Annotated in this window: 24 protein-coding genes; 21 read left to right on the top strand and 3 right to left on the bottom strand. The window is 39.5% G+C overall.

All coding sequences use genetic code 11. The annotated features are described in order from the left end of the window. Positions 1 to 62 precede the first annotated feature (62 nt). The 16 genes from ACFINI_RS06815 to ACFINI_RS06740 all read left to right on the top strand — a co-directional run bounded on the left by ACFINI_RS06815 (position 63) and on the right by ACFINI_RS06740 (position 8,650). Positions 63 to 419, top strand: a complete 357-nt coding sequence (locus ACFINI_RS06815; RefSeq protein ID WP_375637945.1) for a hypothetical protein — start codon at positions 63 to 65, stop codon at positions 417 to 419. A 48-nt stretch (positions 420 to 467) separates the two neighbouring features. Further along, on the top strand, positions 468 to 1,058 hold the full coding sequence (locus tag ACFINI_RS06810) for a hypothetical protein (RefSeq protein WP_375637946.1): 591 nt from the start codon (positions 468 to 470) through the stop codon (positions 1,056 to 1,058). 199 nt (positions 1,059 to 1,257) lie between these two features. Beyond that, entirely contained in the window at positions 1,258 to 1,587 is a 330-nt protein-coding gene (locus ACFINI_RS06805) for a hypothetical protein (RefSeq protein ID WP_375647081.1), read from the top strand. Between the two features lie 658 nt (positions 1,588 to 2,245). After that, positions 2,246 to 2,452: a hypothetical protein gene (locus ACFINI_RS06800; RefSeq protein WP_375647077.1), complete on the top strand. Its 207-nt coding sequence runs from the start codon at positions 2,246 to 2,248 to the stop codon at positions 2,450 to 2,452. A gap of 175 nt (positions 2,453 to 2,627) precedes the next feature. Next, positions 2,628 to 2,831: a hypothetical protein gene (locus ACFINI_RS06795; protein ID WP_375647073.1), complete on the top strand. Its 204-nt coding sequence runs from the start codon at positions 2,628 to 2,630 to the stop codon at positions 2,829 to 2,831. Positions 2,832 to 3,210: 379 nt separating this feature from the next. Further along, positions 3,211 to 3,567: a hypothetical protein gene (locus ACFINI_RS06790; RefSeq protein WP_375647068.1), complete on the top strand. Its 357-nt coding sequence runs from the start codon at positions 3,211 to 3,213 to the stop codon at positions 3,565 to 3,567. A gap of 229 nt (positions 3,568 to 3,796) precedes the next feature. After that, on the top strand, positions 3,797 to 4,159 hold the full coding sequence (locus ACFINI_RS06785) for a hypothetical protein (protein ID WP_375647064.1): 363 nt from the start codon (positions 3,797 to 3,799) through the stop codon (positions 4,157 to 4,159). A 230-nt stretch (positions 4,160 to 4,389) separates the two neighbouring features. Then, a complete protein-coding gene (locus ACFINI_RS06780; RefSeq protein WP_375627744.1) occupies positions 4,390 to 4,755 on the top strand; it encodes a hypothetical protein in 366 nt (121 codons plus the stop codon). A gap of 28 nt (positions 4,756 to 4,783) precedes the next feature. After that, a complete protein-coding gene (locus ACFINI_RS06775; RefSeq protein ID WP_375647161.1) occupies positions 4,784 to 5,920 on the top strand; it encodes a DUF6990 domain-containing protein in 1,137 nt (378 codons plus the stop codon). Between the two features lie 89 nt (positions 5,921 to 6,009). Next, positions 6,010 to 6,384, top strand: coding sequence for a hypothetical protein (locus ACFINI_RS06770; RefSeq protein ID WP_375627743.1), 375 nt, complete (start codon positions 6,010 to 6,012; stop codon positions 6,382 to 6,384). 10 nt (positions 6,385 to 6,394) lie between these two features. After that, complete coding sequence (locus tag ACFINI_RS06765) at positions 6,395 to 6,970, top strand: hypothetical protein (protein ID WP_375613851.1); 576 nt, start codon at positions 6,395 to 6,397, stop codon at positions 6,968 to 6,970. 441 nt (positions 6,971 to 7,411) lie between these two features. After that, a complete protein-coding gene (locus ACFINI_RS06760) occupies positions 7,412 to 7,639 on the top strand; it encodes a hypothetical protein (protein ID WP_375647057.1) in 228 nt (75 codons plus the stop codon). A gap of 33 nt (positions 7,640 to 7,672) precedes the next feature. Then, on the top strand, positions 7,673 to 7,828 hold the full coding sequence (locus ACFINI_RS06755) for a hypothetical protein (protein ID WP_375647046.1): 156 nt from the start codon (positions 7,673 to 7,675) through the stop codon (positions 7,826 to 7,828). A gap of 109 nt (positions 7,829 to 7,937) precedes the next feature. Continuing rightward, positions 7,938 to 8,138, top strand: a complete 201-nt coding sequence (locus ACFINI_RS06750; RefSeq protein ID WP_375647052.1) for a hypothetical protein — start codon at positions 7,938 to 7,940, stop codon at positions 8,136 to 8,138. 91 nt (positions 8,139 to 8,229) lie between these two features. Further along, positions 8,230 to 8,385, top strand: a complete 156-nt coding sequence (locus tag ACFINI_RS06745) for a hypothetical protein (protein WP_375647046.1) — start codon at positions 8,230 to 8,232, stop codon at positions 8,383 to 8,385. Positions 8,386 to 8,494: 109 nt separating this feature from the next. Further along, positions 8,495 to 8,650: a hypothetical protein gene (locus tag ACFINI_RS06740; protein WP_375647042.1), complete on the top strand. Its 156-nt coding sequence runs from the start codon at positions 8,495 to 8,497 to the stop codon at positions 8,648 to 8,650. Positions 8,651 to 9,027: 377 nt separating this feature from the next. Here ACFINI_RS06740 and ACFINI_RS06735 read toward each other — a convergent pair whose 3' ends face one another. Continuing rightward, complete coding sequence (locus ACFINI_RS06735; protein WP_375647037.1) at positions 9,028 to 9,543, bottom strand: short-chain dehydrogenase; 516 nt, start codon at positions 9,541 to 9,543, stop codon at positions 9,028 to 9,030. Positions 9,544 to 9,561: 18 nt separating this feature from the next. Beyond that, on the bottom strand, positions 9,562 to 10,125 hold the full coding sequence (locus ACFINI_RS06730; protein WP_375621749.1) for an NADPH-dependent FMN reductase: 564 nt from the start codon (positions 10,123 to 10,125) through the stop codon (positions 9,562 to 9,564). Positions 10,126 to 10,691: 566 nt separating this feature from the next. On the opposite strand from ACFINI_RS06730, the gene ACFINI_RS06725 reads away from it, so the two are divergent. From ACFINI_RS06725 to ACFINI_RS06705, 5 genes are all read left to right on the top strand, one after another. After that, a complete protein-coding gene (locus tag ACFINI_RS06725; protein ID WP_375630077.1) occupies positions 10,692 to 10,985 on the top strand; it encodes a hypothetical protein in 294 nt (97 codons plus the stop codon). Positions 10,986 to 11,308: 323 nt separating this feature from the next. Further along, positions 11,309 to 11,644 (top strand): hypothetical protein, encoded by a 336-nt coding sequence (locus ACFINI_RS06720; protein ID WP_375647032.1) that lies wholly within the window; start codon positions 11,309 to 11,311, stop codon positions 11,642 to 11,644. Between the two features lie 290 nt (positions 11,645 to 11,934). Continuing rightward, a complete protein-coding gene (locus ACFINI_RS06715; RefSeq protein WP_375647030.1) occupies positions 11,935 to 12,513 on the top strand; it encodes a hypothetical protein in 579 nt (192 codons plus the stop codon). A gap of 136 nt (positions 12,514 to 12,649) precedes the next feature. Then, positions 12,650 to 12,856: a hypothetical protein gene (locus ACFINI_RS06710; RefSeq protein WP_375621755.1), complete on the top strand. Its 207-nt coding sequence runs from the start codon at positions 12,650 to 12,652 to the stop codon at positions 12,854 to 12,856. 352 nt (positions 12,857 to 13,208) lie between these two features. Then, on the top strand, positions 13,209 to 14,369 hold the full coding sequence (locus tag ACFINI_RS06705) for a DUF6990 domain-containing protein (protein WP_375647028.1): 1,161 nt from the start codon (positions 13,209 to 13,211) through the stop codon (positions 14,367 to 14,369). A gap of 894 nt (positions 14,370 to 15,263) precedes the next feature. Here the strand turns inward: ACFINI_RS06705 and ACFINI_RS06700 are convergent. Further along, positions 15,264 to 15,587: a hypothetical protein gene (locus ACFINI_RS06700; protein WP_375613621.1), complete on the bottom strand. Its 324-nt coding sequence runs from the start codon at positions 15,585 to 15,587 to the stop codon at positions 15,264 to 15,266. Between the last annotated feature and the right edge of the window lie 518 nt (positions 15,588 to 16,105).

Below are 16,105 nucleotides of genomic sequence, written 5' to 3'. Positions count from 1 at the left end.
TAAAACGGGCAGTACTGTTATGTAAGATGCGAAGAAAATTAAAAAAGGGGACAGCGCAGAATTTGAGGCATAATCAGGCAGAGGGTAGAGGACAGAATACAGTTCTTGCAACACAGTTTAGAGTTTTTTCTTTTCAAGAATCTTTGCTTCTCTCAAAAAAGGACTATAAAATAATCTCTTGGATGGCTTTCATTGCAGTTGCGCTTTTTATATGGGCTACGCTTTTTTTGTCCTTTATTGCACGATATGCGACTGTTTCACACAATGATCCATTGTTTTTTTTGTTATTGATTATTGCGCTGCCGTTTTTGTTTATTTTGGTCTGTAGTGCTATCACTTTGCCTGTTATTTTAATTCTCCATAGTTTCCTTCATTATGGCGTGAAAAAAACAGCAAAGAGATTAGAAACATTTGTTTGAGAAGAGAATGAAAATGATAATTTCACATCAATGTGATAGGGGAAAAAAGTGAGCATTATAATACTACAACATTTGGCTTTTTTAGGGGGCATCATTATTGCCATTTTAATGTTTATGGTTATGATCAGGCTTCCTTACCTGTTGATCAAGCATATGAAGTTGTCTTTTAAACTCGCTCAAGACGTGAAAAAGAGTACGACGCAACAAAAGCAAGCCATACAACAGTTGCGCAACGATCTGGGAGAAATGAAAAGACACAATCTCACGCATAAGACCCTTGATGCGAAAATACGCTTTCTTAATTTTAAAGAATCTCTGCCTCTTTATTCAAAAGAATGTAAAATAATTCTTTTTATTTTTATCCTCTTTACCGTTTTGCAATTTGCTTTCTCTATCGTACATTTGGTATGGTGGAAGGATAGTATGGTCAGTTTTATAATACCGCGGTTTTCAATAGGTCGCATTATTTATGGCCTTCTATGGTTAGGGATTCTTCTCTTTTCTCCGATCATTGGGATCATGTGCATGAAGTTAACGAGAAAATTGAACAAAATACTTCCACAATTGGAAGAAGCGATACAACAACGCGATCAGGCAATTCGTATGCAGAATGTGGTAGGGGGACAAAATGACGAGTAGTCTTATAACATTAATAGCCTGTTATTTCCTGTTCTTTACGCTTTTAAATGTTTTAATATGGGCGCCAATCGTTGTCATTTATTACCTGTTTATCAAGCGTGCGAGGCTTTATTGTCGCGTGAAAAAGGAACTGAAATGCGTGCTTAATGAACGCGATATCGCCTTAAGACAGATCTCCCCAAAATAAAAAAGCAGCAGAATGTTTGATAAAAAACAGCTTTCTCTTGTTTGGCAAGACTATAAAAAAATATTCTATCTTTCTACGGTCATGGCGACTGCTCCAATAGTTATAACTGTTGTCGTTAAGATATGGAGAGGGCAGGACTTTGTTTCTCTTGTCGTATTCGAGCCACTAGCATGGCTGCTTGCCTGTACTTTTTTATTCTTACCGATTGTTTTTATTATGCGTTTTATCGTGACACGTCAGTTGAACAAAATGATACGGCAATTAGAAGAAGAGGTTGAGCAGAAAGGAGCTCCCGTCATATTATACGATGTGAGTGAGGGGAAAGTGAGCGAGGGGAAGTGAGCGAGGGGAAGTGAGCGAGGGGAAGTGAGCGAGGGGAAGTGAGCGAGGGGAAAAAGTGAAGAGAGGCTTTTTTTCGAGCCTTGCTTTTGACTTGTTCATTAAGGTGCATGGGTGTACTTCTCGTTTTATGCTTTTTTATATTTGTGTCGTGTTTTTTTAAAGAATTGAGGCTCTTGCTTGAGTTGGTGCTCTTGCTTGAGTGCTGAGAGGAAAGTGAAGAGGGCTTTTATTGAGCCTTGCCTTTGACTTGTTCATTAAGGAGCATGGGGGACACTTCTCGTTTTATGCCTTTTTATATTTGTGTCGTGTTTTGAAAAGAATTGAGGCTCTTGCTTGAGTAGGATTCTTGCTTGAGTGCTGAGGGGAAAGTGAAGAGAGGCTGCTCTTGGGTTTCACTTGCTGTTTCTGTTCTCTTAAAGAGAGAAAATCTTGTAACTTATTTTCTTTTTATCAAGCATAAAAATGTGTCTTACCAAGCGATATTGAGAGCGAAAAATCTATACTTAAAGCAAAAGATATTTTGGTGTTTGGGGAAAAAAAGCCCATTTTCTTGCAGGTGGAGAGGCAAGACGCATAGAGAAGGTGAGCCAAAAGCACACGTTTTGCTCCATAGAAAGTGTAACAGTGCTTTTAAAGAGCTTGGGGTGGAGGGGGAAAATTGAAAGAAAAGAGGGACATCTATTTATTTACGAGACTGTTATTTATTTACGAGACCGCTAAGGACAGTTTCTCATCTCTGGATGAAAAAGGTTTTGTGCAATTTGGTTATGGAATTGTGAGAGACGCTGGTATCCATGCGGCGGCTTGCCAAATGATTAATCCTTATCATTTTAGGGCTTTATCATTTTTGGGGGGGCCAGATTGACAACGAGGCATTGAGGCAAAGGGGTGGATTTTAAGGCAAAGGGATTGAAATTTCTTGAGGAAGAGGTAAGCGTAAGGCATTTATGCTGTGTACTTGAGGAAGTTTTTGATGAGGGCAATGAATGAGGTTGATCTGGGACTGAGGTTGATCTTGGCCGCGTGTTTGGGCTTTCAATATGGGGGCACCACCTTGGGGAAAGGAAATTGTTCTATCTCTCAAGTGGCTTCTTCTTTACTTGCACACCCTTGTGGTTTTGACATTGCTTGGTGATGTTAACATTTGGCAGCTTTCTCATAAAAGCTTTATGGAAGATGAAAGTTTGGGTTTTGAAAAAAAATATCGAAAAAATCTATTTGGGCCGGTTTTGTTGATGATTTAAATCGTCATAAAGACAAAGCAACTTCGTTACGATTTTCTTGCACTCGTTTGCTTCTTCTTTGGAAAGCAGCTTATCTTCCTGAAAATAAAAAGAGCACTTAGAATTTTAGAGTCAGAGACCCAAATTTGTGCAATAGAAGAAGATATTTTTATGAAAATTTGATCGAGGAGAAAAGAGAAGCCTTAAGATAATAGGGGGTACACTGTGAGTGATGAAAACATGATGTTTGAAGTTGATGAAAAAAAAGCACCCCTGATATTGTCTTTATAAAAAATGAGGGATACAAGCGCTTGATATTGATGAACCCTCATTCATTGTGAGGACGAAAGCTTCGGTTCATGAAAATGGCTTAAAAATTGAGACAAATGAGGGGTAAAAAATGAGGGGCAATGGAAAAAATGCACCATTGGATGAAGAGTTACGGTCTTTTTCGCTGGAAGAAGCGTTTTTGACAAGCAAAAATTATAAAGTCATCTTTTGCATTGCTTTCATTGTGTCAGCTTTTATAATGGCATTCTTTATGTTTTTTAAGTGGGATTTGACAGGGTGGTGGAATTATATCCTGTTCATTTTAACATTAATATTGGTTTTTATATCAATGCTTCTTTTTGTGCTCATTCCTGTTGCCTTTGTGGTCCGTATCATCTTTACGCGTTTGTTGAAAAAAAAGATTGATAAGTTGGATCAAGAAATCTGGCAGCGAAGAAAAACGGCTTACCAACAAAACAGCGTGTGAAGGGAGGGCAGAAAATGAATACTGGTCTTTATATATTCTCATGCGTTGTAGGAGAGACCTTCTATTCGTGCGATGTTTGAAGTTGATGAAAAAAATGCACCCCTGATATTGTCTTTATAAAAGATGAGGGATACAAACGCTTGATATTGATGAGCTCTCATTCATTGTGAGGACGAAAGCTTCGGTTCATGAAAATGGCTTAGAAATTGAAACAAATGAGGGATAAAAAATGAGGGGCAAGGGAAAAAAATCACCATTGGATAAAGAACCACGGTCTTTTTCGCTGGAAGAAGCGTTTTTGACAAGCAAAAATTATAAAGTCATCTTTTGCATTGCTTTCATTGTGGCAGCTTTAAGAACGGCTCTCTTCATACCAATGTGGCTTGAGTGGAAGTTGGCGGGGTGGGAAGGGGATGTCATAACAGTTCTCTTTTGCATCGTGCAGGTTATATTAGATTTAATTTTTGTACTCATTCCTGTTGCCTTTGTGGTCCGTATCATCTTTACGCGTTTGTTGAAAAAAAAGATCGATATGTTGGATCAAGAAATCTGGCAGCGAAGAAAAACCGCTTCTCAACAAAACAGCGCGTGAAGGGCGGGCAGAAAATGAATACTGGTCTTTATATATTCTCATGCGTTGTAGGAGAGACCTTCTATTCGTGTGATGTTTGAAGGTGATGGAAAAAAATGCACCCTTGATATTGTCTTTATAAAAGATGAGGGATACAAGCGCTTGATATTGATGAACTCTCATTCATTGTGAGGACGAAAGCTTTGGTTCATGAAAATGGCTTGAAAATTGAAACAAATGAGGGATAAAAAATGAGGGGCAATGGAAAAAATTCACCATTGGATAAAGAACCACGGACTTTTGCGCTTGAAGAAGCGTTTCTGACACGCAAAAATTATAAAGTCATCTTTTGTATTGCTTTCATTGTGGCAGCTTTAAGAATGGCTCTTCGCTTCGTACCCATGTTGCTTGGGTGGAAGTTGGCGGAGTGGGAAGGGGATGTCGTGGCAGCTCTCTCGTTAATTATGGAGCTTATATCATGGTTTATTTTTTTGTTCATCCCTGTTGCCTTTGTGGTTCGTATCATTTTCACGGTTCTGTTGAAAGAAAAGATCGATATGTTGGAGCAAGCAATCTGGAAGCGGAGAAAAACCGCTTCTCAACAAAACAGCGCATGAAGGGGCGGAGAAAATGATAGATATTAAAATGATGGATATTATTGTTGTACTCTCGTGGGGTATGGGCTTGACGCTTTTCACGCTGCTTTCTGCTGTGGTCATGATGTTTATTTGGGCATTGTATTACTCTACTTTCAAGCGGGTGAGACTGTATTGCCAAGTGACAAAAGAATTAAGCCGCGTGCTTGAACAACCTGTCGCTTTTGAGCCGTCTAGTGGAGCAATGCCGATGATTAAGCTGTTATCTGAGGAAAAAGAGTTTTCTCTTTCTGATGAAGAAATCTTAACGATGGAAAGTGCAACGGCGCTTTTAAAGAGTTTGGGGTGGAAGGTGGAAATTGAAGGAAAAGGAGATCATTTGGCCACCTATTATTTACCAGATCGTGAAGTGCAGTTTCTTTATAATGCTGAGAAGGGGTATCCGCGATTTGATTGTGCAATTGCGGTGGTTTCTGGTATCCATGCGGCGGCTTGCCAAACGATAGACCCTTATAATTCTGGAGGCTTGATTGCTCTTGAATTGAGTTTTGATGTGAAGGGGTTGGAAATTTTTGAAGAAAAGGTAAGCGTTGGATGTTTACGTCGTGCACTCGAGAAAGCTTTAGATGAGGCAATGACTGAGGTTGATCTTGGCAAGATGCTTCACTCTCAATATAGAATCCTGCCTTGGGAAAACAAAACTGTGGTCCCTCGGTTGGCTTCTTATTCCTTGCGTTATCTTGCGGCTCTGGCTTTGATGGGCGATGTTGAAACTTTACACTCTTATCAGAAAAGCTTTATGGAAGGTGAGAAGCTGGGCTTTGAAACAAGCATCGAAGAGGAGCATCTGGAACGCGCAATGGTGATTGCTCAGGCGGTAGAAAAGACAAAGCAACCCAGTTACGATTTGCTTCAACAGGCGGCAAAGGATTTTTCCATGGAGGTGGAAAGCTATGAATGTTTTAGAGCTACAGATCCCAATTTGTGCAATAGAAGAAGAGATTCTTATGAAAATTTGATCGAGGAAAAAAGACAAGAATTAAGGCAACAGGGATATTTTGTTTACGAAAAGGACGCAATTTGTGAGGTTGATGGAAAAAACTATCGTCCTCATATTCTTTACATAAAGGATGGGGAGTTAGAATATATGGATGTAGAAATTAGGATTGATGAAAAAATTTATTGAGAAAAAATAAAGAGTTTAGATAAATTAAAAAGAGCTTAAACCTAAAAATAGAGCGTAAAAAGCGCGAAGTGTAAAAGCAGAGGGGAACAATGCAGGAGAAAAAAGCAACATTTGAAGAGTCTTTCTTTTCATTTAGAAAATTTATGGTGTCTTCAGTGGAAAGGCGTAAAGGGGTGGGACGGTGTAAAATAATAGGGCACCGCTTTTTTATCATGTTTTGTACATGCCTTATCATGATGGCTTTAGAAGTTCCTGCGGGTGCAAAATCTCTGGTACAGCCGTTGCAATGGACAAGATGGGAAGGAATTGGTTCTCTTATTTTTCTCTTACCAGTGTTGATATGGTTTTGTCTTCTCACACCCCTTCCTATTTTGTGGGGCATTTGTCGTTTTAAAGAGCGTAAATTGGAAAAAATAAAGAAAAAACTAAAAGAAAAAATAAAGCAGCAAGAGATTAATCAATGAGGTTATACGCATGAGGGGTGAGATCGCGTTTTTTATTTTGTTTCTGCCGGTTGGATATTTTCTTCTAAATGCAGTTACAGTTTTTGCCATTTTTGTGAATATGATTATTGTGGCGCCTTATTATTCTTTAATCAAGCGTTTGAGGCTCTATTACAGAGTGAAAAAACAAAGACGTTTGATGAAAGAACAGCCGCAGCATTTTTGTTTCTTTGAAAAAAGCGGAAAAGAAAAAGAGAGAGTGCCGCAAAACTTAGCACTAGAAACACAGATAAGTTTCTATTCGTTAAAAAAATGGCTCGCTTTTTCACGCAAAGATTATATCCTCCACGCATGCCTCTCTTTCATCATTATGTTTTTCAAAGCTTATGTCTATGTGATTTTCTCTAAAGGGATAGCTGCTAAGGTAGATGAGAGCAGATTTGAATATATTATCATTCTCTTGTTTTTCTGGTTTTTTTTATCGGTATGTATTTTTGCAACGATCCCTGTTGTTGTGATCCTTCGTGAAATTTTAACTCATCGATTGAAAAAGAAGATTCAGCAGTTGGAAGAAGTGACTGAAGCAACCCAATCAATCAATTTATAAAGGGAAGGGGATAAAATGCATTACGAAATAGCGGCATTTTGGACGGTGATTTTGATCATTCTGCTGGGGGGTGTTTTTGATTTTTTCTTAACAATACCCATTGTGGCACTGTATATTTCTTTTATCAAGCGTTTGATCTCGTATTACAAGGTTACCAAACAATTAAACGCAGCGCTGAAAAAGCGCATGTAGTGCTCGTGTCATGGGGGAGGCGTAAGTTTTAGATCATGCCATTTCTTCACGGCTTGGGAGGAGGGCATCGATTGTTTTTCTTATTTTACGCTGATCTCTGGGGGAAAAGGGTTGATGGCAATGAATAGGCTGGTGATAGGTTTGTAATAGGCTGATGATAGGCTTTAATGGGGCGGTTTATCGGCAGTTTGCTTGTTTTCTGTGAATTTGCAAAATCGTAAAAACGTGGAACTGTAATAGGGTGTGTGGTTGGTCAAGGGCCGTGATGGTTATGGGGAGGATATGGGGAGAAAAGGTGTCAATGGAGGCATAAAGGTTGGATTGTGCAATGCGTCAAAATTGGAATGGGGGAATGGGGTAATGGAGGGCGTTGGGGGAAAAGGGTTGATGGCAATGAATAGGCTGATGATAGGCTTGTATAGGTTTGTAATAGGCTTTAATGGGGCGGTTTATCGGCAGTTTGCTTGTTTTCTGTAAATTTTCAAAATCGTAAAAACGTGAAACTGTAAAATGGTGTGTGATTGGTCAAGAGCCGTGAGGGTTGTGGGGCGGTTGGGGAGAAAAGGTGCCAATGGAGGATGGTTGGATTGTGCAATGCGTCAAAATTGGAATGTGGGAAGTGGGAATGGAGGGCGTTGGGGGAAAAGGGCTGATGGCAATGAATAGGCTGGTGATAGGTTTGTAATAGGCTTGTATAGGCTTTAATGGGGCGGTTTATCGGCAGTTTGCTTGTTTTCTGTAAATTTTCAAAATCGTAAAAACGTGAAACTGTAAAATGGTGTGTGATTGGTCAAGAGCCGTGAGGGTTGTGGGGCGGTTGGGGAGAAAAGGTGCCAATGGAGGATGGTTGGATTGTGAAATGCGTCAAAATTGGAATGTGGGAAGTGGGAATGGAGGGCGTTGGGGGAATGTGGGAATGGAGGGCGTTGGGGGAAAAGGGTTGATGGCAATGAATAGGCTGGTGATAGGTTTGTAATAGGCTGATGATAGGCTTTAATGGGGCGGTTTATCGGAAGTTTTGTTGTTTTCTGTGAATTTGCAAAATCGTAAAAGCGTGAAACTGTAAAATGGTGTGTGATTGGTCAAGAGCCGTGAGGGTTGTGGGGCGGTTGGGGAGAAAAGGTGCCAATGGAGGATGGTTGGATTGTGCAATGCGTCAAAATTGGAATGTGGGAAGTGGGAATGGAGGGCGTTGGGGGAAAAGGGCTGATGGCAATGAATAGGCTGGTGATAGGTTTGTAATAGGCTTGTATAGGCTTTAATGGGGCGGTTTATCGGCAGTTTGCTTGTTTTCTGTAAATTTTCAAAATCGTAAAAACGTGAAACTGTAAAATGGTGTGTGATTGGTCAAGAGCCGTGAGGGTTGTGGGGCGGTTGGGGAGAAAAGGTGTCAATGGAGGCGTAAAGGTTGGATTGTGCAATGCGTCAAAATTGGAATGGGGTAATGGAGGAATGGGGGAATGGAGGGCGTTGGGGGAAAAGGGTTGATGGCAATGAATAGGCTGATGATAGGTTTGTAATAGGCTGATGATAGGCTGGTGATAGGCTTTAATGGGGCGGTTTATCGGCAGTTTGCTTGTTTTCTGTGAATTTTTAAAATCGTAAAAACGTGAAACTGTAAAATGGTGTGTGTGGTTGGTCAAGGGCTGTGATGGTTGTCAGAGGGGGATAAGCCCGTGTGAGAAGGGATAGAAAAACGTTTGGTTTTGGAGCTGTTGATATAGGCATGCTGTTTAGAGGCGTAAGGGAGGGGGATTGTTCGTTCTCAAAGCCTATGATGTAGAGAGTATGAGTTATTTAAGAGGGTGTTCGGGTATGGATAGAGATTGAAGGGGCACTGCTTCTTTGCAAAGCAGAGGTATTGATCATAAGTTTTGTTTATTCATATGGTTTTTTATGGCATCCAGTACCTGTTGGCTTATCTCCTGATGGGGCAGCCGTCGTAAACCTTTGGGCGTTGTTTTTTGTCCTAATTGAATGGGGATAAAATCAACCTTGTTTTTGCGCGCGCACTCGAGGATCATTTGATCATGCGTGTTGGAACCAAAAATATGAAGAATACATGGCGGTTTAGGCAAAAGAGCCAACTGCTCAATTAATGCGCAAGAAAATGCATAGGCGGGCGAATGAATCCATAATATGCAATATTTTAGATCATGCCATTGCTTCACAGCTTCTAAAAATTGCGCCTTTGATGCCGCACAATCATAATCCAACGACACGCACAACTGTTTGTTGTGCAATGCCTCAAGCTGGACTTTATGGGAAAGAAAGCGTGCAGCAATAATCACTTCTTGCGGCTCTAGTGATTGATACAAAGGGGCAAGCATCCCAGTGCCCCCTACCACTAAATAACGATAGTGCGCATCCTTTTTTTTCATGCCCCCTCCCTTATTACTTTAAATCCCACCTCGTTGCTTTAAAAATGTGTACATTTCATCAGCAAGTCTTTCACAACGGGTTTGTACCTCTTCACTTATAACTTTCCAAGTACGACCTTCATCATCTGAGGAAAAATCTTCGTTGGAAGAGGCAATTTGACATTGGAGTGTATAACCATAAAGCGTGTGCACCACCGGCACTAAATGCTCACACGGTTGTGCGCATTTTTTGGCAGTACTCCCATGAGAGATAAGCCCAACAGGTTTATTTAAAAAGGCATTATAGCTCAAATTATCAAGAGCATTTTTTAAAACACCCGAATAAGACCCTTGATAAACAGGGCTTGCTAGAATAACGCCATCAGCCGCGGCAATGGTTTTGACAAACTCACGGACCGCAGCACTTGGATTAGCCTCTACCTGCTGATGATAATCTGGATCTGTCATCGGCAAGGGCTGTTCACGCAAATCAACCCAATGAAGTGATGCACCCCGCTTTATGAGGCAATCCGCTAAATAATTGGCTAAAGTTCTTGTTAAGGAAGGTTGACGCACAGACCCCAAAATAATTGCTATATTCAACAGGATTCTCCTTTATCTTTTCCCCACAAGCCTATAACGCAAGGCTTATAAAGAATTGTGAGTAAAATGATGCGTATCATTATGCTGTTTATAAAGAGCAATTGTAATGATATCGCATCATCATAGAATCAGTCCATGCTAACAAGATTGTTGACAAAACAACACCTCAAACTTGCAAGGGAATGTTAGTGCTTTCATTAATATTAAAATGCTTGATCTCAAAAGTAGCGGCTGTCTCTCTGTCTTAGAAGCGCTTTGATGAATATATTCTGAGCTATTGGCTTGCAAGATCCCCAATGAAAAAAGGAATATATCGTCATATTTTGAATGATCATTGATCCTTTTTAATTGGAATAAGAAAGTTGTAAGATTTTCTCATTTCAAATGCTCTTATTGCGCGATCATTTGCAAATCAATGGAAGTTGCTTTTTTCATGTCTTAAGTGGGCGGAAAATAATTGAGAAAAGAATAAAAATGCTTCTGTCTTTTCAAGGGATAAGGGCTATCGTAAAAGCCTAGATATGTCTGTTTTTGGGGCAGGAGTGGGGTTGTTGTAGGAGCGGTAATTGGGGGTTGTCCGTGTTGAGGAATGGAGTTATGGCGTGCCCCGTATTACAAGGGAGGGTAAGGCTATTGTAGAGGCCGCAGGGGGCGTATATGAATGGCGCCGGATTACATTTTTTACTGAAACAATAGGGGTGATAGAGTTTATAGTAAGGGGATATATTCATGGGGGCGCTATTGTTATCCCCTTCATGGGGGCTGTTCATGAAATGGGGGTGATACGCGTTGGTTTGCAAGTGTTGAGAGGTGTTTTTTTAAAACAAGCACGTGAATTGGCAAAACTATTGGCAACATAAAATATGCAATACGAGTGTTCTCTGGGGGTGTTCTGTTTGACGACAATGGACGGAATTTTACTTGAGAGATTGTTCGTGTTCTTATAAAAGTCAAGGACAAACAGTTGTATAAAAAGGAAGAGCAAATGAAGGGGGAAAATTCCACATTTTATAACAAACTGTGCTCTGTTGTTTTTGGAAAATCATTTCGTTCTTATAAAGACCATATTATCATTTGTCTTATTTCTATCCTTATTGGGATAGGTCATAAAGCTCTTTTGATCCCATTAGAATCCAAGTGGTCGTTGAGTGTATCGCAGGATAGCGCTCTTTTGGCGCTCTTTGTGCTGCGTGAAGTTATCATGGTGTGTGTTGTTGCCTTGATACCTGTTTTATTGGTGCTTTATCTCATCTTAACGTATTTGTTGAAAAAAAAGATTCAGCAGTTAGAAGAGGCTATCCAGCAACGGGGTCACACAACCGATCAACAAAATAATCCAGTAAAAAAGGATAGAGAAAAAATAAGCAGTTTTTTTATCGCATACCTTTGGTTGATATTTCTGCTAAACGTCTTTTTTCCTGCGGGTGTTGTCATGCTCATTTTAGAATTTTATTATTTTGTTTTCAAGCAGGTGAGAAAGTATCGTAGAATGAGACGGCTACTAAAACGCGTAAGATAAAGAGAGTGACAAGGCGCTTTTGTAGCTATCGTGAGGGGTAAGAGGCAATGTTTAGAAGCTCTCGTGACACAAGAAGAGGGGATGGTTGGAAAATTATCAGGCAAAGAGGAGAGCCTATTTTCGTTTGTAATGAGGAGGATGCTCTTAATCATTGAGAAGAGTAACCGCGCTTTTAGAAAGTTGGGGGGGTGTTGAAAATAAGGGAAGCGCCATGCATCGCACTTTTCGTGGTTCTTAAAAAAGCGGGCATGAGATAAAGAAATGCATTTTTCATAAAAAAAGGAAGAGCAATGAAGGGGGAAAATTCAGCATTTTATTCAGCATTTTGTAATGAACTACGCTATTTTTCTGGGAAAGATTATTTTTCTGTGCGAGAGTGTGGTGTCATTTGGTTCCTCTCGCTCATTATTGAGTTGTGCAACAGGATTTTATTTTTCCCATCCTTGGGTAGCCAAGAGAACTTGACAGGGTGGCAGGATACACCCCTTTTTCTCTCTCTGTGTGCGTTTTGGCAAGTTATTACAGTGTGTGTTTGGGTCTTGTTTCCAGTTCTGTACATACTCTTCATAACATTGTGGCTTTTGTTGAGAAAAAATACTCAAAAATTGAAAGAAATAAACCAGCAACGGGGTAAAATAACCGATCAAAAGGATTGGTATAAAAAAGGCGATAGAGAAAAATGGAGTGATATTCTTGTTACAATATTCGGTCTCGTGCTTCTGTTCGTGACACTGTGGGTTGCTTGTATTCCTATGATGATTTTACAACTTTATTATGGTGTCTTTAAGCAGGTGAGAACGTATCGCTGTTTAAGAAAAGAACTGAAAAACGTCTTGCAAGAACAGGATACAGCGCTTGAGAAGTCATGAGAGGGAAAAAATAATGAAGAAATTATGAGAGATTCAGCCTTTATAGGGATTGCTCTCTATACCATTTTGCCTTTGATATGTTTTGGTGTTTTTTATGGGGTGTCCGTAAAACATTGCTTTAAAGGAGCAGTGTTGGGTGGCATTGAGTGGAAGAAAAGCCGATTATGGATCAGTGTTGATTAAAGGGAATAAGAGCCCGTGGGGTTTAGAGCCTAGAGTGAGCGCTTGGGACTTACTTTATCGTTTGAGGCGTGAGGAAGGAACGGTTTTGCTCGTAGGGGCGCGCGGTATATGGGTTGTTTTCGTATTTTTAGGAGCCTTGTTCATTCAAGCTTTGAAATGAATCCTATTGAAGGTGGGGATGCAGGGTCATTTTCTTGAAAATAGGAGAATTTTTAGGAAGAAAAAGCTGAATTGTGACTATTGTTTATAGATTGGCGTGGTTTGAAAATCTTCACTATTTGAGATGTGAGGAAGGTAAGAGGGTGGCAAGGTAGCAGGAATATTATAATTTTTATTATGACGTAAGCCATAACGGCCTGTGTACTTTTCTTGATTTCGGTGATATTTGGGTTTTGCATCATCATAATGCGAAAATTGGAAAAAAAGATCCAGAAACGAGAAGAAGCAATCTCAGTGCGAGAGCACATAAGCTCTCTGTCGCACGGGCTTTTTTAAAGACTGAGAGGGGAAAAATGAACAGTGATCCTATAGCCGTATTTCTATTAGATTCCGGATTCTGGGTGATGATTGTTATTTGCATGATCATTATCATGCTTGTTTTAGCTCTTTATACCTCTGTCTTTAAACGGATGAAAATGAATTTCCAAGTGAAAGGCGAGCTGGAAAGAGTGCTTAAAGAAAATGATCTTGCAACGCAGCAGTTTTGGAAAGATGAAGCCGTGGTGCAGAAGAGGCGTTTGCAACTAAAGGAAAAAGAGTTCTCTGCCGATTATGATGATGATGAAATTCTCACGATAGAAAGTGCAACAGGGCTTTTAAAAAGCTTGGGATGGTCAGTGGAAATCGAGGGAAAGGGAGATTATTTGGCAACCCTCTTTTTACCAGATCGCGAAGTGCAGTTTCTTTATAACGAGAAACGAGTGGAAGAATTTTCGCCTTTTGATCGCGGACTTTTAATTATGAGCGGTATTTTTGCGGCGGCTTGTCAGACGATTAATCCTCATAATTCTGGGGTTGTGCCAACGGTATTTATGAATTTTGTACCCAATGGATTGGAAATTTTTGAAGAAAAAGTGAGCGTCCAGCTTTTAAAGAAAGCACTCGATAAAACTTTAAAATGGACAATGGAAGATGATTCTTTGCATGAAATGTTTCGCTCTCAATATGGTATTCCCCCTTGGGAAAAAGACTCTTTATCTTGGGCAACGGATGATGACATAGAGCTCGCACCTTATGCTTTGCTGCATCTTGCTGCTCTTGCCTTACTTGGTGATGTTGAGACTTTAGCTTCTTATGACGAAAGTTTTACGGCAGGGGAGAAGCTTGGCTTTGATGAAACCATTGAAAAAGTCCATTTGGAACGCGCTTTAGCGATAGCTCAAGAAGTGAAAAGGGAAGGAAAGTTCAGTTACGATCTGCTGGAACGGGTTGCTGAGAAGTGGTCTATAGCCATGGACTATCAGCTTTTCAGAGTGAGATCCCCTAATACGTGTAATCAAAAACGCGCTTTTCATAAAAAATTAGTCGAGGAGAAAAAACAAGAATTAAGGGAACAAGGATTTGATGTGAGTGATGAACAGTTCGTGTTTGAAGCAGAGGGGGTAAAACATGCTCCTGATATTACTTATATTAAAGATGGTGAACCTGCATTTATGGATATAAAAATTGATTAGTGTTGTACTCTCCTGTTGAAGGAAAGCACTCTTATTTAAAAGATGTGAAAGCGCCATGATTGAGACGCTTTCACACCTTTCTTACCAGAGCAAAATAAAGGGTTCGAAAAATCAAGAATAATAGCCAAGATTTTAAAAAATAGACTGGAAATGGCTTGATCCTCAAGAATAGAGGAGAAAAATCAATTATAAATTCTACTCTCTTCTAAAGGCGGTCTCTTTTTTGTTAGAAAATGCTCATAAATTATCGCTTATTCAAGCGGTATGAGGGAAAGGTCCATTGACTAAAGGCGCTATGGGGAAGCTCTATTGACTAAAGTGCTATGGGAGGGAAGCTAGGGGGTAGAGCCTTTGTCATTTGAGGTGAGAGGAAGGCAAAAAATGGCATTTTTGAGCAGTGTTAAGCTCTTTTGCCTTTGAGGTATTTTTTGTCTTTTTAAGAAGTCCTTGCCAATGAAGCAGCGCTTGTTAAGCTTCAACAGTGTTTCAGTATGGTGATATTGATATAAAAAGTTATGGTGTTTTTGTGTTTTTCAGTCTGCTTCATGGAGATCTGGAAGCCAATTCGATGACGTAGGAGATGCATGGTCATTTTCTTGAAAACAGAAGAATTTTTGGGAAGAACAAGAAGATTGCGGACCCTTATTAACGAAAGCGCTATGGGAGCGAAGCTAGGGAGTTAGAGCCTTTGTCATTTGAGATGTGAGACAAGTAAAAATGGCATTTTTGAAGGCGATGATATTTGGCCAATAAAAATAAAAACACAATAAAAACTAAACTAAAACAAAGGAAAAATTAAACTAAAAAAGGCCCCATTTTATAAAGGGCCTTTTTATTTAAATTTTACAATATATACAAAATGTATATAACCTTACTTTAAGAACTTTTTGTATCTTATATTCTAGTAGCAACAAGTTGTACGAAATATATAATAAGTGATCCTAAAAAACCAGCTATTGCATTCAATAAATTTTCTGCTTTATCGTATATATCGTTGATTGATGCTTGTTCTGATGCGCTTCTATTACTGACTCTCAGTATATTCAATGTATCCGATGTGTCCCTTACTTGTTTAACAAACTGTAAATTTGTTTTCTCAATAGTATAAGGAGCAACAATAGGAGAGGGTTGTTTATTGACTATACGATCAGATTTTTGAATCGCGAGAGCTAAACCACTTGTAATAGCCCCAGCTATGAAAAAATATCTGATATTCATAGTTTTTCTCCTATATTTATTTCGATAAATAAATATCGATACGTATCATATATAAATTCGATTTAAATAACTATAGTAAAAATACAACAATCACAAAAAAGAATAAACTTTGTCTATATTTTGACAAAATTTACTCTTAATTGCCTTAATGAATTCTTTCAGATTCGATTTTATGAAGGCGTAAAAAAGTTTGAAAGCTCTGTAGGCAAGTGGAATCCCATAAGGTGGGTGATACAATAGTTGCTAGCAAACTTCTTTTTGTGCCTTTGACCAAGGATTCATAAAAATGAGGGTTCATAAAAATGAGATGCGATGAAAATTGAGTAAAACCCTTGAAGGGAAGGATGCACTCTTTTTAAGGCGCGGAGTGCATCCTCTTATGGATTGGATACTGCCTTTATGAGGGTTTGGCAGTTTCCGTTGAGGGGAAGGATGCACTCTTTTTGAGGGCTAGAGTGCATCCTCTTATGGATTGGATACTGCCTTATGAGGGTTTGGCAGTTTCCGTTGAGGGGAAG

Source organism: Bartonella sp. AA56HLJMS (assembly GCF_042197145.1).
Classification (GTDB): domain Bacteria; phylum Pseudomonadota; class Alphaproteobacteria; order Rhizobiales; family Rhizobiaceae; genus Bartonella.
The sequence above is the reverse complement of the archived record's forward strand: the minus strand, read 5'-3'. Positions and strand labels throughout refer to the sequence as shown.

What these genes read in the sequence shown, in the direction of transcription:
- ACFINI_RS06805 (WP_375647081.1), top strand. Translation starts at nt 1,258, where the DNA reads ATGTTTGATAAAAAACAGCTTTCTCTTGTTTGGCAAGACTATAAAAAA.
- ACFINI_RS06795 (WP_375647073.1), top strand. Translation starts at nt 2,628, where the DNA reads ATGGGGGCACCACCTTGGGGAAAGGAAATTGTTCTATCTCTCAAGTGG.
- ACFINI_RS06790 (WP_375647068.1), top strand. Translation starts at nt 3,211, where the DNA reads ATGAGGGGCAATGGAAAAAATGCACCATTGGATGAAGAGTTACGGTCT.
- ACFINI_RS06785 (WP_375647064.1), top strand. Translation starts at nt 3,797, where the DNA reads ATGAGGGGCAAGGGAAAAAAATCACCATTGGATAAAGAACCACGGTCT.
- ACFINI_RS06780 (WP_375627744.1), top strand. Translation starts at nt 4,390, where the DNA reads ATGAGGGGCAATGGAAAAAATTCACCATTGGATAAAGAACCACGGACT.
- ACFINI_RS06775 (WP_375647161.1), top strand. Translation starts at nt 4,784, where the DNA reads ATGATGGATATTATTGTTGTACTCTCGTGGGGTATGGGCTTGACGCTT.
- ACFINI_RS06770 (WP_375627743.1), top strand. Translation starts at nt 6,010, where the DNA reads ATGCAGGAGAAAAAAGCAACATTTGAAGAGTCTTTCTTTTCATTTAGA.
- ACFINI_RS06765 (WP_375613851.1), top strand. Translation starts at nt 6,395, where the DNA reads ATGAGGGGTGAGATCGCGTTTTTTATTTTGTTTCTGCCGGTTGGATAT.
- ACFINI_RS06755 (WP_375647046.1), top strand. Translation starts at nt 7,673, where the DNA reads ATGGTGTGTGATTGGTCAAGAGCCGTGAGGGTTGTGGGGCGGTTGGGG.
- ACFINI_RS06750 (WP_375647052.1), top strand. Translation starts at nt 7,938, where the DNA reads ATGGTGTGTGATTGGTCAAGAGCCGTGAGGGTTGTGGGGCGGTTGGGG.
- ACFINI_RS06745 (WP_375647046.1), top strand. Translation starts at nt 8,230, where the DNA reads ATGGTGTGTGATTGGTCAAGAGCCGTGAGGGTTGTGGGGCGGTTGGGG.
- ACFINI_RS06740 (WP_375647042.1), top strand. Translation starts at nt 8,495, where the DNA reads ATGGTGTGTGATTGGTCAAGAGCCGTGAGGGTTGTGGGGCGGTTGGGG.
- ACFINI_RS06735 (WP_375647037.1), bottom strand. Translation starts at nt 9,543, where the DNA reads ATGAAAAAAAAGGATGCGCACTATCGTTATTTAGTGGTAGGGGGCACT.
- ACFINI_RS06715 (WP_375647030.1), top strand. Translation starts at nt 11,935, where the DNA reads ATGAAGGGGGAAAATTCAGCATTTTATTCAGCATTTTGTAATGAACTA.
- ACFINI_RS06705 (WP_375647028.1), top strand. Translation starts at nt 13,209, where the DNA reads ATGAACAGTGATCCTATAGCCGTATTTCTATTAGATTCCGGATTCTGG.
- ACFINI_RS06700 (WP_375613621.1), bottom strand. Translation starts at nt 15,587, where the DNA reads ATGAATATCAGATATTTTTTCATAGCTGGGGCTATTACAAGTGGTTTA.